The sequence below is a fragment of the Pseudomonas sp. SDO55104_S430 genome, from assembly GCF_054070595.1.
In genome coordinates this window covers 35,419-60,217 of record NZ_JBSVXG010000011.1, presented here as the reverse complement: position 1 = coordinate 60,217, position 24,799 = coordinate 35,419, and the positions used below count along the sequence as shown (strand labels likewise).

Annotated in this window: 44 protein-coding genes and 1 tRNA gene; 21 read left to right on the top strand and 24 right to left on the bottom strand. The window is 58.3% G+C overall.

Annotated features, from left to right (window positions below):
* Positions 1-6: 6 nt before the first annotated feature.
* From ACW9JE_RS03990 to ACW9JE_RS03890, 21 genes are all read right to left on the bottom strand, one after another.
* A complete protein-coding gene (locus ACW9JE_RS03990) occupies positions 7-240 on the bottom strand; it encodes a DUF551 domain-containing protein (RefSeq protein WP_457431996.1) in 234 nt (77 codons plus the stop codon).
* Entirely contained in the window at positions 237-1,406 is a 1,170-nt protein-coding gene (locus ACW9JE_RS03985; RefSeq protein ID WP_457431995.1) for an RNA-directed DNA polymerase, read from the bottom strand. The genes ACW9JE_RS03990 and ACW9JE_RS03985 overlap by 4 nt, the downstream gene beginning before the upstream one ends.
* Positions 1,407-1,617: 211 nt before the next feature.
* Positions 1,618-1,974, bottom strand: a complete 357-nt coding sequence (locus ACW9JE_RS03980) for a four helix bundle protein (RefSeq protein WP_457431994.1) — start codon at positions 1,972-1,974, stop codon at positions 1,618-1,620.
* Between the two features lie 54 nt (positions 1,975-2,028).
* On the bottom strand, positions 2,029-2,649 hold the full coding sequence (locus ACW9JE_RS03975) for a DUF1566 domain-containing protein (protein WP_457431993.1): 621 nt from the start codon (positions 2,647-2,649) through the stop codon (positions 2,029-2,031).
* 79 nt (positions 2,650-2,728) lie between these two features.
* Entirely contained in the window at positions 2,729-3,331 is a 603-nt protein-coding gene (locus ACW9JE_RS03970; protein WP_457431992.1) for a DUF1566 domain-containing protein, read from the bottom strand.
* A complete protein-coding gene (locus ACW9JE_RS03965; RefSeq protein WP_457431991.1) occupies positions 3,328-3,651 on the bottom strand; it encodes a hypothetical protein in 324 nt (107 codons plus the stop codon). The genes ACW9JE_RS03970 and ACW9JE_RS03965 overlap by 4 nt, the downstream gene beginning before the upstream one ends.
* Positions 3,652-3,852: 201 nt before the next feature.
* Positions 3,853-4,101 carry a hypothetical protein gene (locus tag ACW9JE_RS03960; protein WP_457431990.1) on the bottom strand — a complete coding sequence of 83 codons (249 nt, stop codon included), beginning with the start codon at positions 4,099-4,101 and terminating at the stop codon, positions 3,853-3,855.
* 72 nt (positions 4,102-4,173) lie between these two features.
* Entirely contained in the window at positions 4,174-4,704 is a 531-nt protein-coding gene (locus ACW9JE_RS03955) for a hypothetical protein (protein WP_457431989.1), read from the bottom strand.
* Positions 4,701-6,353, bottom strand: a complete 1,653-nt coding sequence (locus ACW9JE_RS03950; protein WP_457431988.1) for a YqaJ viral recombinase family protein — start codon at positions 6,351-6,353, stop codon at positions 4,701-4,703. The genes ACW9JE_RS03955 and ACW9JE_RS03950 overlap by 4 nt, the downstream gene beginning before the upstream one ends.
* Entirely contained in the window at positions 6,350-7,153 is an 804-nt protein-coding gene (bet, locus tag ACW9JE_RS03945) for a phage recombination protein Bet (RefSeq protein ID WP_457432008.1), read from the bottom strand. Before bet ends, ACW9JE_RS03950 begins: the two co-directional genes overlap by 4 nt.
* A gap of 91 nt (positions 7,154-7,244) precedes the next feature.
* A complete protein-coding gene (locus ACW9JE_RS03940; protein WP_457431987.1) occupies positions 7,245-7,739 on the bottom strand; it encodes an HNH endonuclease in 495 nt (164 codons plus the stop codon).
* Positions 7,740-8,082: 343 nt separating this feature from the next.
* A complete protein-coding gene (locus ACW9JE_RS03935) occupies positions 8,083-8,208 on the bottom strand; it encodes a hypothetical protein (protein WP_457431986.1) in 126 nt (41 codons plus the stop codon).
* Positions 8,205-8,336: a hypothetical protein gene (locus ACW9JE_RS03930; RefSeq protein ID WP_457431985.1), complete on the bottom strand. Its 132-nt coding sequence runs from the start codon at positions 8,334-8,336 to the stop codon at positions 8,205-8,207. The genes ACW9JE_RS03935 and ACW9JE_RS03930 overlap by 4 nt, the downstream gene beginning before the upstream one ends.
* 142 nt (positions 8,337-8,478) lie before the next feature.
* The gene (locus tag ACW9JE_RS03925; protein WP_457431984.1) at positions 8,479-8,616 is read right to left on the bottom strand and encodes a hypothetical protein; all 138 of its coding nucleotides are present in this window, start codon (positions 8,614-8,616) and stop codon (positions 8,479-8,481) included.
* A complete protein-coding gene (locus tag ACW9JE_RS03920; RefSeq protein WP_457431983.1) occupies positions 8,613-8,825 on the bottom strand; it encodes a hypothetical protein in 213 nt (70 codons plus the stop codon). The genes ACW9JE_RS03925 and ACW9JE_RS03920 overlap by 4 nt, the downstream gene beginning before the upstream one ends.
* The gene (locus tag ACW9JE_RS03915) at positions 8,825-9,220 is read right to left on the bottom strand and encodes a hypothetical protein (protein ID WP_457431982.1); all 396 of its coding nucleotides are present in this window, start codon (positions 9,218-9,220) and stop codon (positions 8,825-8,827) included. The genes ACW9JE_RS03920 and ACW9JE_RS03915 overlap by 1 nt, the downstream gene beginning before the upstream one ends.
* Before the next feature lie 199 nt (positions 9,221-9,419).
* Entirely contained in the window at positions 9,420-9,545 is a 126-nt protein-coding gene (locus ACW9JE_RS03910; protein ID WP_457431981.1) for a hypothetical protein, read from the bottom strand.
* On the bottom strand, positions 9,542-9,841 hold the full coding sequence (locus ACW9JE_RS03905) for a hypothetical protein (protein WP_457431980.1): 300 nt from the start codon (positions 9,839-9,841) through the stop codon (positions 9,542-9,544). The genes ACW9JE_RS03910 and ACW9JE_RS03905 overlap by 4 nt, the downstream gene beginning before the upstream one ends.
* A 274-nt stretch (positions 9,842-10,115) precedes the next feature.
* Positions 10,116-10,415 (bottom strand): hypothetical protein, encoded by a 300-nt coding sequence (locus ACW9JE_RS03900; protein ID WP_457431979.1) that lies wholly within the window; start codon positions 10,413-10,415, stop codon positions 10,116-10,118.
* A gap of 300 nt (positions 10,416-10,715) precedes the next feature.
* Entirely contained in the window at positions 10,716-11,318 is a 603-nt protein-coding gene (locus ACW9JE_RS03895) for a DUF1566 domain-containing protein (RefSeq protein WP_457431978.1), read from the bottom strand.
* Between the two features lie 181 nt (positions 11,319-11,499).
* On the bottom strand, positions 11,500-11,793 hold the full coding sequence (locus tag ACW9JE_RS03890; protein WP_457431977.1) for a hypothetical protein: 294 nt from the start codon (positions 11,791-11,793) through the stop codon (positions 11,500-11,502).
* 360 nt (positions 11,794-12,153) lie between these two features.
* Between ACW9JE_RS03890 and ACW9JE_RS03885 the strand changes: the two genes are divergently transcribed.
* Positions 12,154-12,471 (top strand): DUF1654 domain-containing protein, encoded by a 318-nt coding sequence (locus ACW9JE_RS03885; protein WP_457431976.1) that lies wholly within the window; start codon positions 12,154-12,156, stop codon positions 12,469-12,471.
* Between the two features lie 46 nt (positions 12,472-12,517).
* Here the strand turns inward: ACW9JE_RS03885 and ACW9JE_RS03880 are convergent, their stop codons facing one another.
* The 3 genes from ACW9JE_RS03880 to ACW9JE_RS03870 form a co-directional block, all read right to left on the bottom strand.
* Entirely contained in the window at positions 12,518-13,000 is a 483-nt protein-coding gene (locus tag ACW9JE_RS03880; RefSeq protein ID WP_457431975.1) for a hypothetical protein, read from the bottom strand.
* A 104-nt stretch (positions 13,001-13,104) separates the two neighbouring features.
* A complete protein-coding gene (locus tag ACW9JE_RS03875; RefSeq protein WP_457431974.1) occupies positions 13,105-13,623 on the bottom strand; it encodes a DUF4760 domain-containing protein in 519 nt (172 codons plus the stop codon).
* A gap of 350 nt (positions 13,624-13,973) precedes the next feature.
* Complete coding sequence (locus tag ACW9JE_RS03870) at positions 13,974-14,825, bottom strand: XRE family transcriptional regulator (RefSeq protein WP_457431973.1); 852 nt, start codon at positions 14,823-14,825, stop codon at positions 13,974-13,976.
* A gap of 86 nt (positions 14,826-14,911) precedes the next feature.
* Here ACW9JE_RS03870 and ACW9JE_RS03865 point away from each other — a divergent pair, with 86 nt between their 5' ends.
* The 20 genes from ACW9JE_RS03865 to ACW9JE_RS03770 all read left to right on the top strand — a co-directional run bounded on the left by ACW9JE_RS03865 (position 14,912) and on the right by ACW9JE_RS03770 (position 24,798).
* Positions 14,912-15,088, top strand: a complete 177-nt coding sequence (locus tag ACW9JE_RS03865) for a Cro/CI family transcriptional regulator (RefSeq protein WP_457431972.1) — start codon at positions 14,912-14,914, stop codon at positions 15,086-15,088.
* A 62-nt stretch (positions 15,089-15,150) separates the two neighbouring features.
* Positions 15,151-15,339: a hypothetical protein gene (locus ACW9JE_RS03860; RefSeq protein ID WP_457431971.1), complete on the top strand. Its 189-nt coding sequence runs from the start codon at positions 15,151-15,153 to the stop codon at positions 15,337-15,339.
* A 20-nt stretch (positions 15,340-15,359) separates the two neighbouring features.
* Complete coding sequence (locus ACW9JE_RS03855; RefSeq protein ID WP_457431970.1) at positions 15,360-15,596, top strand: hypothetical protein; 237 nt, start codon at positions 15,360-15,362, stop codon at positions 15,594-15,596.
* A gap of 107 nt (positions 15,597-15,703) precedes the next feature.
* A complete protein-coding gene (locus tag ACW9JE_RS03850; protein ID WP_457431969.1) occupies positions 15,704-16,561 on the top strand; it encodes a replication protein in 858 nt (285 codons plus the stop codon).
* Positions 16,551-17,357 (top strand): ATP-binding protein, encoded by an 807-nt coding sequence (locus ACW9JE_RS03845; RefSeq protein WP_457431968.1) that lies wholly within the window; start codon positions 16,551-16,553, stop codon positions 17,355-17,357. The genes ACW9JE_RS03850 and ACW9JE_RS03845 overlap by 11 nt, the downstream gene beginning before the upstream one ends.
* The gene (locus tag ACW9JE_RS03840; RefSeq protein WP_457431967.1) at positions 17,357-17,572 is read left to right on the top strand and encodes a TraR/DksA C4-type zinc finger protein; all 216 of its coding nucleotides are present in this window, start codon (positions 17,357-17,359) and stop codon (positions 17,570-17,572) included. Before ACW9JE_RS03845 ends, ACW9JE_RS03840 begins: the two co-directional genes overlap by 1 nt.
* On the top strand, positions 17,569-18,009 hold the full coding sequence (locus tag ACW9JE_RS03835) for a recombination protein NinB (RefSeq protein WP_457431966.1): 441 nt from the start codon (positions 17,569-17,571) through the stop codon (positions 18,007-18,009). Before ACW9JE_RS03840 ends, ACW9JE_RS03835 begins: the two co-directional genes overlap by 4 nt.
* Positions 18,006-18,332 carry a hypothetical protein gene (locus tag ACW9JE_RS03830; protein WP_457431965.1) on the top strand — a complete coding sequence of 109 codons (327 nt, stop codon included), beginning with the start codon at positions 18,006-18,008 and terminating at the stop codon, positions 18,330-18,332. Before ACW9JE_RS03835 ends, ACW9JE_RS03830 begins: the two co-directional genes overlap by 4 nt.
* Positions 18,326-18,925, top strand: a complete 600-nt coding sequence (locus ACW9JE_RS03825; protein ID WP_457431964.1) for a recombination protein NinG — start codon at positions 18,326-18,328, stop codon at positions 18,923-18,925. The genes ACW9JE_RS03830 and ACW9JE_RS03825 overlap by 7 nt, the downstream gene beginning before the upstream one ends.
* Complete coding sequence (locus tag ACW9JE_RS03820) at positions 18,922-19,119, top strand: hypothetical protein (RefSeq protein WP_457431963.1); 198 nt, start codon at positions 18,922-18,924, stop codon at positions 19,117-19,119. Before ACW9JE_RS03825 ends, ACW9JE_RS03820 begins: the two co-directional genes overlap by 4 nt.
* Positions 19,116-19,391 carry a DUF6378 domain-containing protein gene (locus ACW9JE_RS03815; RefSeq protein WP_457431962.1) on the top strand — a complete coding sequence of 92 codons (276 nt, stop codon included), beginning with the start codon at positions 19,116-19,118 and terminating at the stop codon, positions 19,389-19,391. The genes ACW9JE_RS03820 and ACW9JE_RS03815 overlap by 4 nt, the downstream gene beginning before the upstream one ends.
* A complete protein-coding gene (locus tag ACW9JE_RS03810; protein WP_457431961.1) occupies positions 19,391-20,584 on the top strand; it encodes an oxidoreductase in 1,194 nt (397 codons plus the stop codon). The genes ACW9JE_RS03815 and ACW9JE_RS03810 overlap by 1 nt, the downstream gene beginning before the upstream one ends.
* Before the next feature lie 12 nt (positions 20,585-20,596).
* Positions 20,597-21,142: a hypothetical protein gene (locus ACW9JE_RS03805; RefSeq protein ID WP_457431960.1), complete on the top strand. Its 546-nt coding sequence runs from the start codon at positions 20,597-20,599 to the stop codon at positions 21,140-21,142.
* Between the two features lie 108 nt (positions 21,143-21,250).
* Positions 21,251-21,327, top strand: a tRNA-Met gene (locus ACW9JE_RS03800).
* Positions 21,328-21,393: 66 nt separating this feature from the next.
* Positions 21,394-21,708, top strand: a complete 315-nt coding sequence (locus ACW9JE_RS03795; RefSeq protein ID WP_116581703.1) for a peptidase M48, Ste24p — start codon at positions 21,394-21,396, stop codon at positions 21,706-21,708.
* Positions 21,708-21,968 (top strand): hypothetical protein, encoded by a 261-nt coding sequence (locus tag ACW9JE_RS03790; RefSeq protein WP_457432007.1) that lies wholly within the window; start codon positions 21,708-21,710, stop codon positions 21,966-21,968. Before ACW9JE_RS03795 ends, ACW9JE_RS03790 begins: the two co-directional genes overlap by 1 nt.
* 100 nt (positions 21,969-22,068) lie before the next feature.
* A complete protein-coding gene (locus ACW9JE_RS03785) occupies positions 22,069-22,272 on the top strand; it encodes a hypothetical protein (protein ID WP_457431959.1) in 204 nt (67 codons plus the stop codon).
* Entirely contained in the window at positions 22,269-22,700 is a 432-nt protein-coding gene (locus ACW9JE_RS03780; RefSeq protein ID WP_457431958.1) for a proteasome subunit beta, read from the top strand. The genes ACW9JE_RS03785 and ACW9JE_RS03780 overlap by 4 nt, the downstream gene beginning before the upstream one ends.
* A 12-nt stretch (positions 22,701-22,712) precedes the next feature.
* Entirely contained in the window at positions 22,713-23,312 is a 600-nt protein-coding gene (locus tag ACW9JE_RS03775) for a hypothetical protein (RefSeq protein WP_457431957.1), read from the top strand.
* A 1-nt stretch (position 23,313) separates the two neighbouring features.
* On the top strand, positions 23,314-24,798 hold the full coding sequence (locus ACW9JE_RS03770; protein WP_457431956.1) for a terminase: 1,485 nt from the start codon (positions 23,314-23,316) through the stop codon (positions 24,796-24,798).
* Position 24,799: the final 1 nt, after the last annotated feature.

Here is a 24,799-nt window from a genome sequence, read left to right as displayed (position 1 = left end):
CTTGCCTTAGCAGGCTGGGCAGCTTGGCATTGGCTTCCAGTGGGTCGGCGTCCAAACAGCAGGCCGGCCACTTGATTCCTGCCAGTGCGGAACATGGTTCTTCGCGTAGGCATTGGTCCCGAATGTCAGTTCACCGACATATCCGGGCTTGCCGGCGATCACCCGTACCCGCTGCGCGTATTTCGGTGCGTTCAGGTCGACCTCTGGCAGCCTTTCGCTACAAGCGATCCAGTCATTCATGCTGGGCTCCTTCGCTGGAATGTTTTGGTGAGTGCTGCGTTGACCGTGTTTCCGCGTCGGAGCACGACATTGGCCAGTGCCGCGCGATCCCGCTGGCTGTGACTGGCTTGGCCGAGCAGCCCGAAGTAGCTGTTTGCGGTCTCTCGCAGGTCATCGGCCGGCGCTACGGCGGTGCGTTTCAACGCCTGTGCCAGTGATCGTTTCCGCGTTGTCCGGCGCCAGGGTTTGATGACGTGTCCGACGAAGTCCACGCCGCGATCCACCGGCTGCAAGATGGTTTTGCTCGGGTTGAGCCGGGCGCCGAGGCGCGGCAGGAAAGCTTCGACCTGCTCGCGCCACTGGTTCAACTGCTGCGGTGATTCGTGCAGGAACACGAAGTCGTCGACGTAACGGACGTAATGCTTGGCGCCGAGCTGGTGTTTGGCGAACTGGTCCAAGGCGTCGAGGTAGACGTTGGCGAAGAACTGCGATGACAGGTTGCCGATCGGTAGACCGAGGTGCGCCGGCTGCGCGGTGAGGCGCTTGTGCTGCGGAACCCGGTTGAACAGATGGGCCGGACTGCGCACCTCGTAATCCTCGCGCGGGTCATGCATCAGGATCTGTTCGGCCAGTGCCAACCACCACGGTTCGGTGATCCTCTTGGCCAGCTGCTGGCGCAGCACCTGCTTGTCGATCGCGACGAAGAAGTTGGCCAGGTCGCACTTAAGGTAGAAGACTGGCCTCGACCAGTTCTGCGTGGCGCTGCGGATCTTCGCCTCAAGCCGTTTCGCGGCGTACAACGTGCCGCGCCCAGGGATGCACGCGCAACTGTCCGCTATGAAGCTGGCGTAGAAGCGCGGTGCCACACGGTTGTACAGCAGGTGGTGGACGACGCGGTCCCGGAACGCTGCAGCCCAAACCTCGCGGGCTTTCGGCCGGGTGACCACGAAGCATATCGAGCGGCCCGGCCGGTAAGTGCCGGCGAGCAGGTCGTCGTGTAGCTCCATCAGGTTGCGTTCCAGGTTCAACTCGAAAGCCAATGCACTGGCGCTGTTGCGCTTCGTGCGCCGGCAGTCGTAGTAAGCCTGGACAAACTCGCTGAATGGATAGGGCCCAACATTCGAATCTGCGGACGGGGCGGACGCGGAGCTCGTTGTTCTTGTCGTTGTTGTTCTGATTGCCATCATCGAAGTTCATATTGAATGCGTTGTTGGCGGAGCGCTGCGACCTATCGTGCTATCTACGTCGCCAAGCCGAAGGCAGAGCCGATCAGCAAGGAAACTGCGCGAGACCTACGTGGACGCTTTAGACCGGCGGTATCTCTTGTGCGCATGGCGGTGGCCAGCAGGCCAGCGGCACGACCAGATTCAATTCGCACAGACCTGAAAGCCGTGACTCTCAGGTGGCGGGCGCGGTTGGGGTGGAGCGTTTCCAGGCAGATGCCTGTTTGCCGATTGAGGTCGTGACCTCTATGGCAGTGGCATGCTGCCCGACACTGATGAATCGACTGTCCTTGAACAGCCTCATCAGGAACTCGATCACCTGGACCTTCTCGACCAGCGAGGTCAGGTGTGGGCGCTTGTCGGGCGTAGCGTTTGCCCGGGCAATCAACATCAACACGTCGATGCACTCATCGATGACGCGCTTGCCGAGGGACTGCTTGAGGTCGCGGGGAATGTTCCGGGTCAGGTTCGTGGCCATCTGGAGCAATCCGAGCGATGACTTGTAGATCTGCAAATCCGTGTGCATTGCCATGAGGCTTGCTCTCCAAGAGCAACCGGCCGCAAGCGGCCGGATTGAATAAACGAATCAATCAATAAGCTGACTGCGGACGGGGCGGACGCGGAGCTCGCTGCCCTTGGCGTCGTAGAGCTGATAGCCATCAACGAAGTACACACTGAATGCGAAGTCGGCGGAGCGCTGCGAGCTGCTCCAGTACCAGGTGTCACGGAAGGCCTCAGCGCCGCCTGTCTGAAATGCTGCCAGAGTGGTCTGGGGTGGCGATTCTTCGCTGTACAGCATGCCGACCGGCTCGCTGTTCGGGTTGTCGCCATCGCGGCGAGCGGCCCAGTTCTCCTGGGTCGTTGGTTTGAAGTGGCGATACTGAAGCTCCTGCACATCGCGCGCCGGGATTGCCCAGTCAGTGAAGCCGCCGATGTCCAGAGCCAGCACCTTCTGCGCCAATTCGCTGCCAGCGGCTGCCATGGCCTCGGTGTTGGCGCGGCTGTCAGTGAAGCTGTCGGCGCCTTCGATCTTCAAGCCGTACTCGCCCCATTTGCCGACCAGTTCATGCGCTGCGCCGGCGGTGATGTTCAGGTGACGCTTGCCGGTCTCTGGGTCGCGGGTGATGCCAGAGAAGAAGCCACCACCGAAAGGCTGGCCGATTTCCGGGATGGTCACTGCCGGTTCTGCTTGAGCTGCTGCTGTCATGGGTCTTTCCTCTTTTCGAAGGCAACAAAAAAGGCGCTGCTGCGCCCCGGTGCCGGATCAAGAACGAATGATTGAAGGATTAAATAAAGAATCTGCGGACGGGGCGGACGCGGAGCTCGCTGCCCTTGTCGAGGTAGTCCTGATAGCCATCATCGAAGCCCATAGTGAATGCGCTGTCGGCGGAGCGCTGCGAACTCGACCAGTACCAGGTTTCCTTGCTGAACGCCTCAGGGCAGTTCAGCCAGCCCTGGTACAACTCGGCAGCGGCCGGTAGGAAGAAGTCGTTGTGTCCGTCGGCGGTGTATTGGTCGGCAGCCTCAGCGGCTGGATGTCCGCCATCGGCCAGCAGGATCATGCTGTTGGCGTGCCCGTCTGTCTTGCTGGTGGCGCCTGACTGCTTGTCGCGGTTTCCCCATTCGTGCTTGCCGACATCGTCCTTGGCGATGATCAGGTAATGCGCCGGCACATCGCCGCGCGCCATGACGAAGCCGCCGTTGATGCCGCCTTGGCCAGGCCAATACGCACCGACTTCCGGAACGCCTGCGGCGCTGGTGACAGGCTGGACATTCGCCGCCGGCGGCAGAGTCTGGGTGAGCATGCCGGCGATCAGCAGCTGAACCATGCGCTCGGAAGTGCCTTTGATTTTCAGGCCTTCAGTCTCGATCGAGATCGTGTTTTTCATTGGAACTCCAGGGTATGTGATTTTGCAGCGTTATCAGCGCGAATCCACGTTTGGAACGTCTGCCGGCAGAAGCCGATGTGCGCCTCGATGTCGTTCCACTTCTTGCCCTCGGCGCGCATCTCCAGGGCCATGGTCACGTATTCGTCGGTGAGCTCGCGCTTGCGGCCTTTATTGCCCAGCACTATCCCGGCGGCGTTGAGGTAGCGAACCACGGTGGGGTAGGAGCAGTCGGCGGCGTCAGCGATTGCATCCGGTGCGTGCCCTGCAGCGTGCATGGTGAAGATCAGCCCGATTGAGTCAGGCGATAACTTGGCGGTCATGGCTCATTCCTCTGTGCGTGCTCTTGCTGCCGGGCCTTGCTGCACTTGGTGTGGTTGCCCTTGTTGCGCGGCTTGCCACAGATGCTGCATGCGAAGTGCAGTTCTATGTATCCGGCGCTGAGTTTCCCTTTGGACGACATAGGGCCTCCCGGGAGCGGGTGAAGTTGATGTTTTCTGTTGGTGTGACAGGTCGGCGTGACGTCACGCGATGCGAATATGCTCGGCGAGTTGCTCGTCGGACATGCGGTCGGCGCCGCGGATGAAGCGGGAAATCAGATCCTGCTCTTCGTCGATACCGCACCTGGTCATGACCCGCTTCAGCGCGGCGTCATCGTTGTGATAAAGCTTCGTGACTATCTGGCGTGACAGGAGAGCGGCCTCGCGTTCTGCCTTCGTCATCTTGTCCCGCTCGCGCTGGTCGCGCTTCCTCTCGGTTGGCGATTTCGCCATCGCACACCTCATCCATTCCACTGGGTGGCAAATCGAGCCAGGCCAGTCGCTTGCGTTGTTGGGCTCGTCTTTTCATTTGAATGCCGGCTTCACCTTCGGATAATCGAGGTCGTAGTCCTCGATCAGCCGGCGGAGCAGGGTGGTGCTGATGGTCAGCAGCTTGCAGCACTGGTTGCGGTTGACGCCCTGGGCGATCGCTTCCTTGATCTTCTCCACCAGCTTCTCTTCCGCCTCTTTTGAGGCCTTGTTCGGCGGCGCGGTGATTTTCGCGCCGACGGCGAAGGTGATGCCGTAGCGCCTGCCGATCCCGCGAAGCACGCCGCGCAGAATCCCTTCCGCCTCGCAGATCTCGCGCTGGTTCATGGTCTTGGCCATTTCCCTAATGCGCGCCGCCTGCTTGTCCGTCTCGGCCTTGACGTCCGGAGTCTGGAAGTTCGGCGTCATTGTCCGGGTTTCGGTTGAACCCTTCGGCTCTACCCAGAAGGGCAAGACCTCAATAGTCCCTTTTCGGCTCAAGTACTCTTCGACCTTAAGCGCCAGTTCATGGCGAGCCGGGTCTAACTCTTTGACCATGTTCAATTCGGTGCTGATGTATGCGCTCATGCTGCCGCCTTTACCAGCCTCACGCCGGCCATGCTGAAGTTGTGGCCCTGGTCTTCGACCAGAGCGTCGAGTGCTTCCCAGTTGACTGCCAATACCGAAAGAGGTGCCTGTCCGTACGCCACGGCTTTGACCAAGGCTTCAAGGTCGTAGACCTCGGCCTGAAAAACTTCAGGCTTCTGTTGGGTAGGGGATGCCGCGGGCGCCACGGCAGCAGGAGCCGAGCGAACTGGTGAAGCAGATAAGGCCGGAGCCTGAGTTGCTGCGGGTGCCGGAGTCGGCTCAACAACTGCTGCAGGAACAGCCTGTTTTGCCGCGTCAGCGATCTTCTGCAACTCTTCCTTGCGAATGCGCTCGCGAGTGGCTTCAGCTTTCTCCTCCTCGGCCTTCTCATGCTCCGAAATCCGAAACTTGATCAGCGTCACCAGGTCATCATTGGCCTTGGCAACCAACTGCTGGACATCGTTGAACAAGAAGGGGTAGTCCGCGGCCAATTCGGCGAGGCTGGCCAAGTTCAAGCGGATGCAGTCAGCCGACTGGCTTGCATCGATCTTCGCCCGGGCCAGCTCGGTGTCCACGGCATCCTGAAGACTGGCGATGGTGCGCTTGTTCTTCATGGCGCCGGCAAAGTCGGATGCCACAGACGGAAGCACCACCTTGCCCAGAGTTTTATTGATCGCCGCGATATGATCGGCCAGCGCCTGCTCAGCTTTTTGCTTGATGTTGGTTTTCACCAGCAGTTCCTGCGCCTTTACCAGTTTGTCGACCTTCAGGCGAGTTTCGCGGGCATGGGCGCTGATACGGTCCAGCGACGAAAACAGTTCGTCGATAGTCTTGGTTTGCGAGAGCGCCTGCTTCTTCGCGGCGGCGACTGCATCTTCAACGTCGCCACACCATTTCACCGCCTTCTTCGCATCGGCAAAGTCTTGGTCGGTGGTCAGTGTGGTTTTCACCGAATCTATGACTGCCAACGCTGAATCCTCAAACACCTTGAGGTTGCTCGCGGTGACCATGCCGGTCAATTCGATACGCAGCGCTGGCAACTCGTCCGGTGCTTTGCCAACGACAATCGAGGGCGCCTCGGCCATTTCAAAGCTGGACAGATCGGCCTCGAACTGCCTCCATCCTTCGACCAACTGCGCGGCGCGGCCGGCGACCGGGCGATATTCCATGCTGACGAAATTCTCGGCTGTGCCGTCGGAACAAGCGAAGATGACCCGCTCGGATCCGCTCACCAGCAGTTGCTGCTCAAGTTGCCAGTAGTAGTGCGGCTCCAGATCTTCGGCTCTCACCTGAGCGACGAGAGACTCGTTCCACAACTTGTGCTCGAACAGCGTCTCGCCGAGCATCGTCGCGCCATCCATCGAGGCAAGCAGATTGCCTTCGGTGGCCACGATCGGATAAAGCTCTTCGCCTATCATCGCCTCGACCAGTGGGCGGGCTGCGGCTTCGGTTGCATGGCCCTTGTCGAAGATGCGCTGCTGCTGTTCCGTAACCTCTGGCGCAATGCCGGTTTTCTTCAATGTCAGAAGGTCGGTGCGGGTCTGATACTTCGAGGCGCCCATCATGGCCGGGGCTTCGGAGGCGGTGAAGTGCTGGGCGCGCAGGGCATGCCACTCGGCGGAGCCTTGAGCTACGTTATGAATTTTCATGCGACATCTCCTTCGAGGGCTTTGAGGTTCTGGATTTTTTCGATTTGCGCCGGGCTCAGCGTGTACTTGCTGCTGATCATCGCGATCAGCTTCTCGGGCGATGTGCGACCCGAATCAATCAGCGGCTGCCATTTGGCGACGTTCTCTTCTAGCGTTTCGTCGAGGTAGGCCAGCAGCGCTTCAGGCTCTGGCTCGGCCTGCGGTTGTGGAGTCATGTCGCGGGCCGGCTCGTCGAATGCCTTGCCTTCCATTTCGTCAGCCGTTGGGGCTGATCCAACCTCGGGGAACGCCTTACGTAGAGCTTGGGCTTCGGCGCACTTGGCGAGCTGGGCGAACGCACGGCGTTTCCACATGGCGTTCGGTGCGATGGTGTCTTTGCCAGCGGTTGCGTAGTTCTCCAACCACCGCTCGCTGGCAGTGAACTCGGCGACCAGCCCGTTCGACATTTGGCGCTTTACCGTGACCCGGCACCACTCTGGATAGGTAACCTCGACACCTGCCAGCTTGGTGGTAATCGACGGCCCAAACTCTGGATCACTGATTCCGGCGTATTGTCCGGTGCGCGCCGCCTGAATGCGGTACAGGCCGATCCCCGGCATTACCACATCAACCATGCCGCGACCCTTCTGATAGACCGGGACGATGTGTACCGGCTTCAGCATTGGGTCCAGGTGCGCGGCCTGGCAGTAGGCCAGAACCATTACGACTGAATTATGTGCGGCGCCAGGGTAAAGACTGCCACTCAACACCTCGACAAGCGCTGACTCAGACATGGCCGGCGCTTGGTCGACCTGTTTCATTACTGCTGACATGACGATTCCTTCCGCCATGCAGGCGGCTCGTTATTGAATGGGGGATGCCAGGTCACGCCCGGGCTGGGCACACCTGCTGTTATCCGTGGTTGGCGTATTCGCCATGAGCCATCTCTCTGGTGCTCACGACCCACGCGGCGGCGGCGAGTTTTGCTTGCTCAACTCCGCCAAAAGTTGAAACCTGAAACTGTCTCCGTAGGTACTTACCAGCACATCGAACTCCAGCCTCCCAAGCCTTATCCCGCGGCTTCCAAGAAATGCCCTTGACCCCAGAGGTGTTTTTGTCGGTTATCCCGGTATTCCTATGGTTTTCATTTACGCTGGCATCTCTCAGGTTTTCCCATCGGTTGTCATCGCGGATACAGTTCCTGTGGTCGATGACATCAGGCCATTGCCCGGTCATATAGAACCAAGCCAGCCTATGCTCCTTGACCCTTTCCCCTAGCACCCTTATCCGACGGTATCCTTGGTCGCCGATACTCCCTGCCCGCCTGCCAGGTGATCTGTTCAGCCTGGTGAAGAAGCCAGTTTCTGGGTCGTAATGGATTACTTTTTTGAGATCGTGTTGATTCATGGTCAACAGCCTGCAAGCGATGATTCAGGAGGTGATGCGGTCGGCAAGGGCGCTGAGCAGCATCAGGAACGTGATAATGGCGAGTACGGGAAAGCTGCCGCGCCAGATGAGCATTCGGCGTGCGCGTTGGTGGCTGGTCATGGAATGCACCTTTCAGATCCGCCGCAGTACGACATGTCTGGGTCGAAGCCATCTGCAGGGTCGCCGTCGTAGCTGTAGGGTCGATCACAGCGCCTGCATTGGGCGAGCAAGTTGCCTCGCTTGTCCTCCCATAAGCCTTCAGGGAGAGCAGGGCGCTGATTCAGTGGTGTGACTGGCTGCATCACCCACTCTTCAAACGACTTCACCGCAGCACCTGTTGCAGCGTAGGGATACGGCGCGGTTCACCGTTCTCCTTGAACAGGCTGTACTGGAAGACCGCGATGGTCAGCAGGCCGACCATACACCAGGTGACGATTCTCATAGTCATGCTCTCCAATACTGCACCGGCACAAAGGTGAACTGGTCTTGCCCGTGACAGTGGACGCGCCAGTATTCAAGGTCGATGCGGTTCATGAGTTCTTGGAAGGTGTACACGCGGGTGGCGAGGCGCTTCATGGCTTCGACTCCTTTTCCTGCTTGGCCTTGATGGCGCAGTCCGCGTGTTGAGTCCGCCATCCGCCAGCATGTCGTTCGAAGTGCCCGGCACCTGCCGGGACATTCCCGTGGCACCGGTAGCAAATTCCTGCGTACTTGTTCCTCATGGGGCGACCTTGCAGACCCAGCGGCCCGCGCATTTGCATGGATGGTCGATCCATTTCACGTCGACCAGAAACAGGAAGCCCCGATTTCTCAGGGCTTCAACGATTCCTTCAAACGATCCGGCGATGATGGTCATGCGGCAACTCCCCTCAGGTCGTTGATGCGCTTGTCGCGCTTCTGGTCCAGTTCGTTTCGGTACTTGTTGGCGGTGGCGGGGTCGATCAACTCGCAAAACTCGGCGAGCTCGATCATGCCCATCACGAAGGTGTGGTCAGGGGCAGGGGAGTGCGTGACGCCGATCTTGGCGACCTCGTACTCGATGGCGGAGACGGCGCGATTGTTCATCAGTCGAAGTCCTCCGCCGCCTGCTCCATGGCCAGGTCAAACCACGGGTCGGCCATTTCCATGGCCAGTTCCTGTGGGTCCTTGTCGCCGAGCAGCTGTTGGGCGATGCTCTTACCGACCCCGGTCCTGATCGCCATAAGGACCAACTGGGCGAACAGGTCTTCCGTGTCCTCGCCGTCGATCTGGCGCTGGTTCAGCCGTTCCTGGACCTTCCCGAGGAAGTCGGCGTAGGTGATCACCTTCGTCTGGCTGCGAGTTCGAATCACCAGGTCGCAACCGAACACCAACTGCTCACCGGCGTTGTACGACCAATTGTCCGCCGCCTCATCACGGGCTGATGTATCGGCCGGGGTCATGTTGTCCCAGCGAGACTGGGCTGCTGCGAGTGCGTTCATGATCGCCTCCAGAGATGGCGGTTTATTTGCTCAGATCTAGCCACAGGTAATCGACATGCTGGCCAGGGCCATGCCGGTGGGTGACACGTTCCAGATGTTTGCGGTTGACGTGCTTCTTGGCCCGCGCTCTTGTCTGCCACGCGCTTCCACATATCTTGCAGATGTGGCCGACTAGCTGATGAGCCATCTCAATCTCCAATCAGGCGATATACCCGCCCGGCATGGTGGTTACGACCTTCTTCGGCGCGTCATGCATACGGCCTTTGGCGCAGTCGTGGACGTCGGGGCGGGGCTTGCGGGGCAGGGGTGGAGTTGTGCGTTTCATGATTGGCTCCATAAGCCCGCTCGGGCGGAGAGCATGGCGTCGGCGATCTTGTATGCCTCTCGCGCAGCGCCGTCGTAGTTCATGTACAAGGTGTCAGGGCCGCGCTTGGCGTCCGCCGCGAACGCCTGCATGGCCTTGGCCGCGAAGTAATCGCGAATGGTGATGCCGTACTCACGACCACACTGATGGTCTGGAGCAGAAGGAAACGCTGCCGACTGACCTGCGCTCATCGCCTCTTCATGCGCGAGCTGGGCGCCTTCGATCTGGCGGTCCATTTGGTCTGCCATGTAATCCATTGTTCTCACCTCCAATTGCCCAATAAAAAGCCCGGCGCGAACCGGGCTTTACCTTCCCTACATGACTACCGGGCGCATGGGGCGTCGGATAGTTGGCTGGCTGTTACATGGCTGCAAATCCTCCGCGTGGACGTACAGTGAAAATGCGCTTTCATAGTGCGCTTGCAGCTGTACCTGCATTGGCGAAACCCCTGAGATCAAGGTGTTCGCCGATTCAGGCAGTGAAAAGCCCGACAATGCCGGGCTTTTCTTCAGGCCTCAGGCCGTTCAGGTTTTATGCGGTGGTTGCGGCATCCCAGTCAGGAACACCGGCCGGAGCCGCCGACACCATGACGAAGTGATTGCTTTCAGCGCGCATGTTGGACTTTTGGGCTTGATCGCCAGCACCGACACCCGTTCGCCAACTGGCGAGGGTCAGCTCCATTCGGGTCATGGCCGACGATTGCAGCTCGCCGATCTGCTCGAAACTGGAAACCAGGTACTGGATCGGCCGCTCCATCGCCGAGGCGAACGAAGAGCCGAAGCACGCGCAGAGCGCGAGTGCCACGTAAGTCGCGAAGCGTTTCAAAATCATCGTGAAGCTCCTTTCGATGGTTGCTTGATGCGAATGCATCGGGGTGTGATCTTGTGGTCAATCGTCATCTCGGGGAGATCCAAGGCTGCTATCCACGACACCCTTGGCAGCCGGAGTTCGCACCGGCCCGCTCATTTGCGTTTTAGCTGATGAGCAGCGCTACCTGCTCATGCCGCCCGAAGGCCGCGCCCACTAGATTGAAGATCACACTCCGATGCACTCTCCATCACCATGGAGATATCGGGCCGCTTTGCGCCCGGCCGGCGTACTGCACGGAGATCAAAAGCAATAAATGAATGATCAAATGATCAATCTGCGGACGGGGCGGACGCGGAGCTCGCTGACCTTGGCGCTGTCGTCCTGAAAGCCATCATCGAAGTTCATACCGAATGCGAAGTAGGCGGAGCGCTGCGTGCTGCTCCAGTGCCATTCCTTCTCGAACATCTCTGGAACGTTCGCCATGCACAGCGCCAACTCGTTGATCGCTGGCAGATAGAGGTCGCTGTGGCCGTCAGCAGAGAGGCGTTCACAATACTTCGCCGCTGGATGATCCTCATCGTCATCGGTCAAGGCATTGGTGTTCGCCAGGCCGTCGCGGAGAGACGAGCATCCGGACGATTCCTTCTCGTAACCGCCGTAGGCCAATTTCACACCCTTCACATCCGGCACGATCAGGTGATAGTCCGGCTTGCCGTCCTCACCGCGCATTACGCCGGCATACACGCCGCCTTGGCCGGCCCAGTAGGAGCCGATCGATGGAACCGCGATGGTCGATCCACAGGTGCCGAGTGATTCCACCGGTGCAGCGCCCAGCACGAAGTTGGCGAATTGCAGAACCAGCGCCTTGTCCGGACTGCTGATCGTTGAATCACCGCAGGTCAGGGTGGTCATTTGAGCTGTCATGTTCTTTTCCTTGTCGGGTTTGGCTTTCAAATGCCTCCCGGGGTTTGAGAGGCATTTGTAAAGCCAGATGGCGATCCTGAAACAGCAGGAAGCCATCTGTGGTGATGCAGGGGGCCGCATTGCGCGGTGCAGAATCGTCCGCATCCCGCTGCCCACTCTTGGAATGGGCAGAAGTGATGGTTCAGGTGGCTGCGGCCAACGCATTCAGAATCATTTTTACGTGCGATCCATTGGCGCCGCAGTAGCCTTCGTAGTGGGTTGGCACGTTGACATCCCACGATTTGATGACCTGCCAGATGGCTTCGAATTCTGGTGAAGCCAGATCCGCTTCGGTAGGGTTTGGCATTTCGAGTTTTTCACTCGCCGCCTTGCTCTGTTGTGTGGCTGCGTTTTGCTCGGTATTCATCGTCTTGCCCTCTGTTGATTTCCCGTCTGGCCCTGTCGCCAAGGCCAGCCAGTGAAATCTGTTTTCCATTCCATGCGCGGCGCCGCGGTTTCCCCACCTGGCCGGCGTCACACATTTCGTGTTCGGTGTTCTTCGCCGGCTGGCTTGCATGGTTTGGCGTACTCCCCTGAGGGAAGTCCGGCAGGTTCCAGAGCCTGCATGGAGATCGAAATTTGTGTTTCGCGCTGTGCCCGTTGCCGGGGATCGATCCGCGAAGATTCCTGACTGTTAAAGAGCGGAGGGCTTTTAAGGCCCTGGCCAACACTGCTTGTGTTTCGTAATGCAAGTCGGCTTGCATTTATAAAAGCATGCTTGTGTTTTTAATGCAAGCACGCTTGTGAAAATATTTTGTACTGTTCGGATATACAGCATCAACAAAGGGGGTGTTTTATGGCAAAGCAGGACAAGAAGAAGGAAGCGGGGCCAAAGCCAATGACGGGAATGGAGAGGTTGTCGTTGCGAGTGTCATCGATGATCAATCACCCAAAAGCGCAGCTGGACCGCGCAGTGACGATTCATCGCCTGGATACGGATGGCCAGCGGGAATGGGATGAGCTATTGACGATCCTGTCGGACACTGACGGTATCGACATGACCATCAACGATGAGGACGATTCGATCACCCTGGAGTGGGAGGCGGCGAGCGATGAGGATCGCCCGGTCGAGGTGGGGGATGTGGAGCTGGCAGAGCCGCCTGCGCCTTTCTGACAGGTGCAGAAAAGCCCGCTCTCGGCGGGCTTTGGCATGACCTGGATTATTTTGTTTCAGAGAGGACTTTGCGCAAGCCGGCCATATCATCACTGCCAATGGAGCTCTCTACATTACAGACTTTGAACTCAACCAGCTTTGCTAATGAAAGTTTGGTCAGTGTCGCGCGATCTGGGGTCATTACGAACCGTTCAATTGTGGCTGATCCGGTGCTGTCGATGCTGTACTTGGCATTGAGATATGGCGCTGGCTCCCCATCAATCAGCCAAACAACGTATGGGCATCCGGCGAACTGTGAAGTATCTGCATAGGTGATTATTTGAAAGTAATATTCATTCGGCGTTGGTGAGCCTTTTGAGTAGTAGGCAGCGGTCGTTACTGCAAAGGTTTCCGCTTCTGTTGGAATCGCTTGCCAGGCAACTGAGCGAACGCCGGTGAAGCGGTCAGTCTTGTCCTCAAAAACGCCGGCTTGCGATGTCGCCGAAATAGCCAACAGTGCGGCGGCTACGTAAATAGAAAATGCTCGCATATGGTTCCCTCCAAGATTGACTGTCGACTCTACCATGGCGTACAGCCACTATCTCCGACAGGGAAGGGCGGAAACAAAAGCCCGGCACTGGGCCGGGCTGCAGTTCACTTCTTGATTACCTTGAGAGGTTTTTTCTTCCATCCTTTTGCTGCGCTCTCAAGGCATTGGTAGTAGGTCGGCTTTTGAGCTGCCTCACGCACGGCCTCAACATATGGCTTCGCCTGGGCCCACACCCTGATGACGGTGTTGTAGTTGGCTTCGCGAAGCATTTTTTCATCATAAATGCCTTGCCTGACCCCAACGAAAACGCGCTCCCAGTGGTTCAAAACGTAGCGAATACTGTTTGCGTCATCGGAATTGCTTTTGTCATCAGAGGCGAACGATCGCATGTTCGATCCAGGATCGGTATGCAGGCGCTGAAGGCACTTGTAGCCATTACTCAGATTGTCATCTGCCCTGGTGCCGAACATCAGATCAGCCGTTTGCTTGCGCCTGGCGATGGTTCGAGCACTGACAACTGAGGTGATTGCAACGATAACGCCGGTCATCACCATGAAGCCCTTGAACCACTCTTGGGCCATCGTCGCTTTACATGTTTCAAAAATCGCAGCCAAAAATTCCATATTTTTTCTATCCATCAGGCATTAAAAAAGGAGGCCGGCGGCCTCCTTTTTGGATCGAGATAACGACAGCTCAGAAGCCTTCGTATTCGTCTTTCTTTATGATGTTCTTCGCCATAGATGCCTCACTTATTCGGGATTCGTCCCCGTTTGGTCTCGACCGGAAATCGGTCACTTCTCCTGTCTCCGGAAGGCCGTCCTGACCATCCGTACTCAAGACTTTAGACGGTTTTTGGGTCTGCAAGTTCTTGGTTTCTACGTAAGCGGACTTATTTGACATCACTCGATTACGCTTATCAATAGAGGCAAATATCGTACCAACACGACCGTCTTGGTTGTCTTGAGGGTACGCGTTATGCCTTTCTCGCATTCCAGATCAGCAGCACCTTCGCATGCACTGCCACGTCATCAATCCTAGCTTGCTGGTCTTTGTGCTTTTCGTTGTCCGAGATAAGCCAGAAGTGGTCCTCGTCGCACATCTGGAGACGCTTGATGTACAGCAAGCCATGCCAGGTGATGACGTAAATGCCGTCCCCAACGAACTCATTGATGCCGCGATCGACGATCACTGGATCCTTGTCGTTGATCGTGCCTTCCATGCTTTGGCCCCAGCCAGTAATTACAGCAAGGGCGTTGAGCGCGGTGTAGGAGACGCCTTTCTCGCGCAGAACATCCTCACGCACGATCAGGTTGCGGATCGTTTCGTTATATTCCGGTGGCACCTGGCCGTGGCCCATTGCCGCGCGAATGTCATATTGCGGGATGAGCACCTCGTCTGGGCGCACTTTCAAGCCTGAAAAGTCGGCCGAGATCACGTTGCCCGACTTCACCTCTGATGCCGTCTCCTCAACCGCTTCGGCGATCTTCTGCCGGGCGTCATCTGAAAGATTCTTGCCGTGCTTGGCCAGCATTTGCTGAACGAGATCTGCTGCCGACTTGGTCGGTTCGACTGAAGCCTTTTCCGTGCTTGACCGGCGCGGTGGCTCGCCCTTGCCTGACAACAGCCAATCAACTGTCGTGTCATAGCCCTCGGCGATGGCGCTCAAATTGTCGTTCTTGATGTTTCCGGTGTCGCCTGCAAACCATTGGCGCACAGCTTCGTAGCTGACCCCGCAAGTGGTGGCTATGTCTCGCTTGAAACCCCGCGCACCCACTTCAGGTTTGCGCGCGAGGACGAGCTTTGTAATTCGATCAGTAATTTTCATAAGTGCAATTTACAAGAGTGCTTGTCAAGCATGCTTGCCTTGCAAACACAAGCATGCTTGAATACGAATAAGCAAAGGAGGTCGGCATGACCAAAACACAAGCAATCAAGCATTTCGGCTCTGTTTCGGCGCTGGCTAAGGCTTTGAACGTGACCTACGAGGCCGTGCGGCAGTGGGACGACGTACCAGAGCTGCGCCAGTACCAAATTGAGCGAATCACTCATGGTGCGCTGAAAGCTGAGCAGAAATCCCAAGCTGCATAGCCATGCCGCCACCCCAACAAGCTCTCTGTTTCAACCCCCTTATCAGCCGCAAGGAGCAATACATGTACGAAGACCCCAAGCACCTAAACCACAACGAAACAAAGGTTCGCCTGAGCGATGAGTACGACGAGTACCTGCGCTCGCTCGCAAAGATCCATGGAACGCAGAAGGCCGTGCTGGCACGGGAAATTCTCAAGGCTGCAATTCAGCAGATGAGGGATGAGCTTACCCGTACCCAAGACATGGCCTGAAGGCCCCCAATGGAGGCTCTATGCCTGAGACCCATGACGACCTGTCTTTGCGACAGATCGCGGATGAAGAGGATATCGAGCTACTGCGGCAAGAAGCCAAAGAACTCGGCATTACGCCAGAGCAGCTGGCAAAGGAAATGATTGAAAAGCACATCGTCGCTCGAACGAGACCCAAGACGATGCCAGGGACGGTTCAACCATTTAGGCGCCCGTACTCACCTGCGAGAGCCAAGCCTGATGAGGGCCTGAAAAGGTAAGCGGAGGGACTGATGAAGAACTCGAATACCAAATCGCGCGCACAAAAAAACCGGGATTGCGCCCCGGTTTTTTGCATTGCACTTGAAACAACTCTGTGAGGCCAACTATGGCAAATATCATTCAATTTGACAAGTCCAGGGGGTTTACCCGAATGGACAACCAGCTGATGGATAGCCTGATGGCTATCGACCTGTCGGCGCGCGAGATGAAGATCATCCTGTATGTGGCCAAGGCTACCCTGAACTTCAACGAGGGCGCCCAGCGCATCCCTGCAACGGCAATTGCCAAGGCTACCCATATTCACCCTGATACCGTGTCGAAAGCCGTATCTGGCCTGTTGCGACGTCGAGTGCTGTACCGCGAAGGCGGGGCGCGCGGCGATATCGGCCTCTGCGACCCAAAAGAGTGGAACTACGAAAATGATCCGAAACAGACCAAATCATCTGATTCGGCCCAAATCGTCCGAATCGGATCTGATGCGAAACAGACCAAAACCGACGACTCCCTTCTTTATTCCAAGAAAGAACCCCTATTAACTCTTCCTTCGGAAGAGATTAATCCGCCCCACGCAGAATCAGATGATCCGAGCGATAAAAAACCAGTCCGGAAAAAACCATTCGGCCTGGTCCAGATGCGCACCGACAACCCGCATGCCATTCCTGAGCAGTTGCTCATCGACTGGCTAGCACTGCGCAAGACCAAACGCGCCGCGACAACCCAAACCGTGTGGGATTCGCTTAACGCTGAAATCGCGAAGTGCCAATCCGAATTCGGTATTGACTCGACAACCGCGATGACCGAAGCGCTGCTCGCTGGCTGGCAAGGGTTTCGTGCCGCCTGGATCGCTAAGCGACTTGCCGAGGCCGCGCCGCAACCATCTACCCAGTCCCGGCACACCGGCTTCGATCAGCGCGACTACCACGCCGGCCTTATCAAGCGAGAGGACGGCAGCTATGCGCTCTGAAAAAGTCGTATCCATGCCGGAAGCAACTCCGAACATGCGTGTCCAGCCTGCTGAGTGTGAGAAGCACGGGCCGTACGAGCAGAAAGTCACCGTCATCCTGAACCGTGAATTGAAAGGCAGCTGCCCTGAGTGCCAGCGGCAGGCCAATGAGGATCGCGAAGCTGCGGCAGAGGCCAGTCGGGCCTATGAGATTCGCCTGTCCATCGCCCGAAAGCTCGGTGATGCATTGATCCCCAAACGGTTCACATCTCGCACCCTGGAGAATTACCAGGCTGCGAACGAAGGCCAGCGCAAGGCTCTGAGCTTCTGCAAACGTTACGTGCAGGTCTTCGACGAGATCCTCGAAACCGGTCGATGCATGGTCCTGATCGGAAAGCCGGGCACCGGGAAAACGCACCTTGGCGTGGCCATGGCCAACGAACTGCTGCACAACACCTCACGCACGGCGGTGTATCGCACTGTTGGGGCCATCCTGCAGGCGATCCGTGCAACGTACGACCGGAATAGCGAACGCAGCGAGGCGGAGATCCTGTCCAGCTTGGTCAGCCCCGATCTCCTTGTGCTGGACGAGGTTGGCGTGAGCAAGGAACAGCCCAGCGACTTCGAACTGACCACGCTTTTCGCAATCATCAACGGACGGTACGAGCAGGAGCGGCCCACGGTGGTCATCTCTAATCTCGATGCAGGGCAGCTGCCCGGAGCGATGGGTGAGCGCTGTGTCGACCGTCTACGCGAGGGCGGGATGATAGTCGTGCCGTTCGAGTGGGAATCGCAGCGCGGAAAGGAGGGCTTCTGATGGCTGACGTATGTGACCTTGCCGACGAGGCAATCGAAGAGTCCCTGAACCGGACCCTTTCCCAGATCCCGCGTTACACCGGAGTGAGCGCAACGGAATGTGAGTGCGGCGAAGAGATTCCGGAGGGCCGTCGTCTGGCTATTCCGGGGGTGAAGTTGTGCGTTCAGTGCGCCGAGCGTGATGCATTGGCCAAGCAGGGAGTGCGACGGCTATGACTGACCTCATGCTCCGCAACGAATCCGACCGCGTTCGCCTGATCGGCTACCTGACGGCGCTGGACCTCAAGAAGCCCCGTAAGCTGACCATCGTCGAAGTCCGCAGCAAGCGCAGCGATGCGCAGAACAAGCTTCTATGGATGTGGAACGGTCTGATCCAGACCCACCTGCGCGAGTCCTTCGGCCAGCTCGCCAGTTCCGAAGAGTGGCACGAGATCCTGGTGTCGAAACTGTGGCCGGCCGAGGTGCGCCCGGTCGAGCTTCCCGATGGCACCCGGTACCGCGTTGGCCGGGCCAAAACCCGCAAGTTCACCATCGCCGAGATGACCCAGTATCTCGAACTGCTGGACGCCTACTGCGCCGAGCATCTGCAACTCCTGCTCCCGCATCCGGATGACCTGATGTACGCCATCTATGGCGAGAGGAGGGCGGCATGAGCACTTACGGGGAAGATATCCAGAAGTGGATCAAGCGCAGCAACCGCAAGAAGGCGAAGCTGGTCCGGAGTGAAGGCCGTCACCACTACATCGTGTATTTCGACAAGGGAAAAGCCAGGGTTGGCTTTGTCAGTGACGGCATGTACTGCCGTTATGGCGTCACCTGCTATGGAGCGATGCCGAACACCGATCCCTATTACTGCTGGCAGTCCGAACCTGGTGCATGTGACGAAACAGACGTGAAGGTCATGACGGATTACCTGAATGGGGTGAGCGAGCTTCCTGATTTCGACTTCGGATCGATCAAGGAGCTGAAATGGTGATCGCACGAAAAGAGCCGGCAGTCCGGAAGCAGCCCCGCTCGAAGAAATGCCGAGTCGAAACCTGTGGGGCCTCATTCGTGCCTCAGCGCCTGGGTCAGGCGGTATGCAGCCCGGCCTGCGCGCTGAAGGACGCGCCTCGGAACGAGCTGAAGGCGAAGAAGGCCATCGATCAGCGCGATCGCCGTGAGATCAAGGTCCGCAAGGAGAAGCTGAAGAGCCGGGCGGACCATCTCAAGGACACGCAGGTCGCGTTCAACGCCTGGGTCCGCGCCCGGGACTCCGCGCAACCCTGCATCAGCTGCGGTCGTTTCCATCAGGGCAAGAATGATGCGGGCCACTATCGCACGGTGGCCAGCGCGCCGGAATTGCGTTTCGAGCCGTTGAACTGCCACCTCCAATGTTCGCCCTGCAACACGCACAAGTCCGGCGACATCGTGAACTACCGCATCAATCTGGTTCAGCGGATTGGCGCCGAGAAGGTCGAGTGGCTCGAAGGCCCACATGATCCGAAGAAATACACCGTCGACGACCTGAAAGCGTTGACCGCCGAATACCGCGCCAAGACCCGTGAGCTCAAGAGGGCAGCAGCATGAACTGGAAGCAGACCACCAAACACTGCATCGCCTCAGATCACGACTACCTGATCAGCAAATACGCGCTACAGGAGGGTCACGCCTACGTGGCTCGGACGCCTGCCGGCAAGATCCTGCATTCCGGCACCGACCTGGCCAAAGCCAAGGCGGCTTGCACTGACCATTTTGAATCACAACAGGGGAAGGCAGCATGAAGGCACACGAATTTCTCGGTAAAGCCCAGGCCATCATGCTGGAGCGCGGCAAGCAGTACGACAAGCCCGAAGGCGAGCGCAGCATGGCGACCACTGTGTCTGCGTTCAACACCATCACCGGTCAGTCACTGACCGAGGCCGAAGGGTGGCTGTTGCTCCAGATCCTCAAGGACGTTCGCCAGTGGCAGAACCCGGCCTACCACGCCGATTCCGCCGAAGACTGTGTGGCCTATGCGGCCCTCAAAGCTGAAGCACTCGCAGGAGCAGCGTAATGGTCGAACGTAAAGTCACGGACGAGCAAATCGTAGAGGCGCTTAGCACCATGAGCGTGGCGAAAGCAGCCAAGCATCTCGGCGTGCATCTGCGGAGCCTCCAGAAGCGCAAGGCGAGAATGGCCCGCAAAGGCTGGAGTCCGGAGCACGACATGACGCACATCGTGCCTGACGGGTTCCGTCTGCGCGGAACGTCGAGCCTGTATCGGGAGGGTCAGAAGGCTCCAGTGCTGCAGTGGGTCAAATCGGCGATCGATCATGAACGGCAGCGCGAACTGAACGAGGCTTTCGCCAATGCGTTCATGGAAGGTATAGACCCGCTTCCGGAAATTACAGGGCCTGAAAAGGGACTCGATACCGACATCATCCCATGGTTCCAGATCGGGGACGCCCACGTCGGCATGCTCGCGCACTCCCATGAGGTCGGCCACAACTTCGACCTGAAGATTGCCGAGCGCGAACTGATCGTTGCCATGCACAAGCTGATTGACCGGGCGCCGAGCTGCGAGCGCTGTGTCATTCAGGATCTGGGCGACATGTCGCACTACCAGGACTTCACAGCCAAGAGCGAGTCGGGCCACGACTTCGACTTCGACAGCCGGTACCCGAAGATGATCGAAGTCTGCGCGCGGATCATGCGCTCTATCGTCGACAAGGCCCTGGCCAAGTTCCAGTTCGTGGATGTGATCGTCAACCAGGGCAACCACTCCCGATCGAACGACGTCTGGATGCGGATCTTTCTGAACCACGTCTATCAGGAGAACCCACGGCTACATGTCCTTGACAACTCAAGCGTGTTCATCCCGTACCGTATGGGCAACACCTTCGTGATGTGCCACCACAGCGACAAGTGCAAGCCTGATCGCCTGATCGACGTGATGGCCACCGATTTCTCTGTGGATTGGGGAGAGTCGACGTACCGATACAACGATATCGGTCACATCCATCACCGCATGCAGTCGAAGGAGTCCGCCGGCGTGACGGTTGAATCGTGGAACCAGCTCGCCCCGGGCGACAAATACGCCCACGACGGTGGCTGGCGGTCCCGTGCGTGCCTCACCGCAGTACTGCGTTCCAAGACCTACGGCGAGAAAGGCCGTATCACCATCAGCGCGGAGGAGGTGAAGGACATCATCCAGAACGCTGTGCCAGGTGCTGAAGCATCTAAACGTCGCGCTGTGTATTCGGTTTAAGGGGGAATCAACATGACCTATCGCAACGTCGTATCCGCAGTTGTTCGGGCCCTGGCCGCCGAGACCATCAACTCTGCAGGTGGGTGCGATTTCGAACCGAAGGTGCAGAGCGCCAAGCAGAAGGGGGAGATCGTCGGGAAAGAAGCGGCTTTCCTGGTCGACTGCATGGTGTTCAGCCGGTTGCGTAAAGGCTTGGCGCCGGCGCACTGGATGGCACTGCTTGCCCAGTACTCGACCCACACCGAGCGCAAGCATGATGCGATCATCACCATCGCCAAGGCCATGAAGTCGCCGGCACCGGAGCGCTTCCGTCACGCTGCGGTTGTCACCTGGGCGATGCCGAAGCTGCCAGGGCAGGATGGAAAACGTTCGACCAACGTCCTGCCGTCCGGATGGTACTGCATGGACAACTGGGTGGACGAGCCCACCGCCGAGCGCACCCAATACCGCTGGAAGGCCGCCATCTGCAAGGAGCTCAAGTCCATGGTCGACTCTGCGCTGGCCGAGGCTCAGGGGATCCTCGATGCCGAAGGACTGATTTGTGAAATTGCCGCTTGACGGTGGTGGCAGAGTGGCATAGATTAACCACTATCTTGTCCTTCTTGCGTGTTAAAGAATGACACAGAAAACCCGGCCACCGCGCCGGGTTTTTTATTGCCCCGATTTTGCGTGGTAGAGCAGTCTGGTAGCTCGTCGGGCTCATAACCCGAAGGTCGATGGTTCGAATCCATCCCTCGCAACCACTCAACGGCTCCCCAGCCGTCTTGGCGCCTCACACTGGCGCCTTTTTTATTCCTTGGAGTCACACCATGGCCGAACCCGCGAGCACCACTGCCGCCGGCGTCTTGCTCGCCAAGTACGGCATCATCATCGCCGGGTTTGCTGGGGCGATCCTTTCGCTGACGTTCCTGCAAGGCCTGACCCGCAAGCAAGCGGCATGGGCATTCTTCACCGGGTTCAGCTCAGCGATCTTCTGTACGCCTCTGGCGGTTGGATTCTTCAAGCTTGAGCCAGGTGGTGAAACTCAATATGGCGTTGCCTTCCTGATCGGCCTGCTGGCCATGAACATCATTCCAGGGTTGAGAGCACTGGCAGGAAAGTTCGGCGCTACCGGGGGTACATGATGCATACCATCCTGCAAGTCGCTGATGCCTTCCTCTGTGTCCTGGTGGTGGTCGCTGCTGCCGAGTACCTGCGCCGCGTTCGACCGATGGATGAGCCGGTGCTGAGCATCTCGTTCTACATGGTCGCCATCGCCGCCTTCGGCAGCTTCATCTTCAACATCAAGGGTCACCCGGTCAGTCCGTTCACGATGATGCTGCACGGGGCCGTGATCCTGTATGCGATCGCCCGGCGCGGGCACATCTGCAAGATCCCTGACTAAACCAAAGGGTGCCTGGCGTCATGCGGGCGCCACTCAACACGCAATAGATTGCGCGGATCCAGCGGAAACGCTCGGAATACTGGCAATTGATTGCACTTCCATGTCGACTTGCATGGTGACTTCCATGGCCCGGACCGTTCAACTGACCGCCTATCACCCATGGTGGTTTCGCTTCTACGTGGTAGCGGTGAACACGTTCGCCTATCTGGCCGGACTGGAAGTTGACGAGGAGAAGCTGGCCGCCCAGGCGCGCAAGGCGACCCGGTACCGCGAGATCCTGCCGCAAGACGAGGCCAAGCAATGACGACCATCGCTTACAAAGACGGCGTGATCGCGTATGACGGCCGAATCACCCGAGGCAACCAGATCACCTACGACGACTTCGACAAGTGCCTGGAGCGGGAAGGGGTCAAGTTCGTGTGCTCGGGTTCGACCGCAGACTTCGAGAGCATCATCAGCGCCTGGTTCGGCCAACAGGTCGAAAGCTGCAGCGCGGTCGCGCTCATCATCGCTGACGGTGTTGTCTGGCATTCGGCCGTGGATGAGACCACTGGCTTCTGGAAGTCAGCCCTGATCCCGGATCGCCCCTACGCATTGGGCAGCGGATCGGAATACGCCCTCACAGCAATGGACATGGGCGCAACTGCCTACCAAGCCGTCGAGATGGCCATGAAGCGTGACAACTGCACTGGCGGCAAGATCAGAACGCTCACCGTGAAGGTCGAGCAGTAGAAGGAATTCAACATGGCGGCAAAGCAACCCGACTGGGAGGCGATCGAACGAGCCTTCAGGGCTGGTGCGCTTTCCATCAGAACCATCGCCGAGCGGAACGGTGTCAGCGATACCGCCATCCGCAAGAAGGCCAAAGCCCTTGGGTGGGCGAGAGACCTTTCCGAGCAGGTCCGCAAAGAGGTTCGCAACAAGCTGGTTCGCGGAGAGGTTCGCGATGAGCAATGTGCGAACCCTGAGCGGGATGCTGAGATAGTCGAGGAGGCCGCAGAGGAAGGCGCCCGGGTTGTTCGCAGCCACCGTCGTGACATTCGCAAGGCAACGAACCTCGCGAACCTGCTGATGGATGATCTGCTTGCAACCATCCAGAAGCGCGAAGAGATCGAAGACGCGATCACAGAAGAGACGGCCGGTGACAACAACGGCATGCGACGCGCCTCGATGCTTGCTGCCGTGTCGCTGCCGAGCAACTCCAAAACCCTATTCCAGTTGTCGTCGGCCATGAAGAACCTGCAGGTGCTCGAACGCACCGCCTTCGGCCTGGATGAGAAAGAGAAATCAGCTGATGCCGACGAGCTCTCTAGCCTGATGGATGAATTATCGAAGGAAGCCTGACATGAAGCCCGAGCACATGAAGCTGCTCCGGGACAAGCGTTGGCGTCTGAACAACCTCTACTTCATCACCGACAAGCAGGGGAAGAAGGTCCGGTTCCGCATGACGGACGAGCAGGTCGAGTACTTCGATGGCCTGCATACCCGGAACATCATCCTCAAGGCTCGGCAACTCGGCTTCACCACCGAGTGCTGCATCATCCAGTTGGACGCGGCGCTGTTCGAATCAGCCAAGTGCGCGCTGATCGCCCACACCCTGAACGACGCCAAGCGCCTGTTCCGCGAGAAGGTCAAGTACGCATATGACAACCTTCCCAAGGAGATACGCGCTGCCAACCCTGCTCGCAATGATGCTGCTGGTGAGCTTGTGTTCAGCAAGGGCGGATCGCTCTACGTGTCCACATCCTTTCGGGGTGGGACTCTACGGTATCTGCACGTATCCGAGTTCGGGAAGATCTGCGCCAAGTTTCCCCACAAGGCCCGAGAGATCGTCACCGGCGCCTTCGAAGCTGTCGCCGCCGAGTGCTTTGTCACGATCGAGTCGACAGCGGAGGGGCGGGCGGGATACTTCTTCGATTACTCGCAGAGCGCAGAGAAGCAACAACTGTCTGGCGCCCCGCTGGGCTTGCTGGATTGGAAGTTCTTCTTCTTCAGCTGGTGGAAGAACAAAGAATACTGGCTGGCCCCGGCCGGCGTGGTCATCTCGCAACGTCTGACCGACTACTTCAACGAACTGGCAGCCAAGCACGGGATCGCCACCAACCCTGGCCAGCGCGCTTGGTACGCCGCCAAGGAGAAGTCCCTCGGCGACGACATGAAGCGGGAATACCCGTCACTGCCTGTTGAGGCGTTCCAGCAGTCGGTCGAAGGCGCCTACTACGCCCAGCAGTTCGCCAAGCTGTATGCCAACAAGCGCATTGGCGTGATACCGGACAACAGTCATCAGCCGGTGATGACCTTCTGGGACATCGGCGTCGGCGACTCCACGGCCATCTGGTTCGTGCGCCAGATCGGCACCGAGTACCACGTCATCGACTACTACGAGAACAGCGGCGAAGGCCTGCGGCACTACATGAAGGTGCTCAAGGACAAGGGTTACAGCTATTCCGAGCACTGGGGTCCGCACGACATCGAGAACCGCGAGTTCGGCAGTGATGCCAAGAGCCGCAAGGACATCGCCAAAGAGGGCTACGTGATCGATGGCGAGAAGTACTCCATCCGGTTCCAGGTAGTGCCAAAAACAGGCGTGGATACCGGCATCGAGGCGGCGCGGGAGATCCTTCCGCTCTGCGTGTTCGATGAGTCCAAGTGCGAGGAAGGCATCGGGCATCTCGAAAACTACCGCAAGGAGTGGGACGAGAACCGCGGTTGCTGGAAGGACAAGCCTCTCCATGACCGAACCTCTCACGGCGCCGACGGGTTCCGATACTTCGCTGTCGCCAAGACCAAACGTGTACGCACCGCATCCACCGCACCTCTGAGAATTTGAC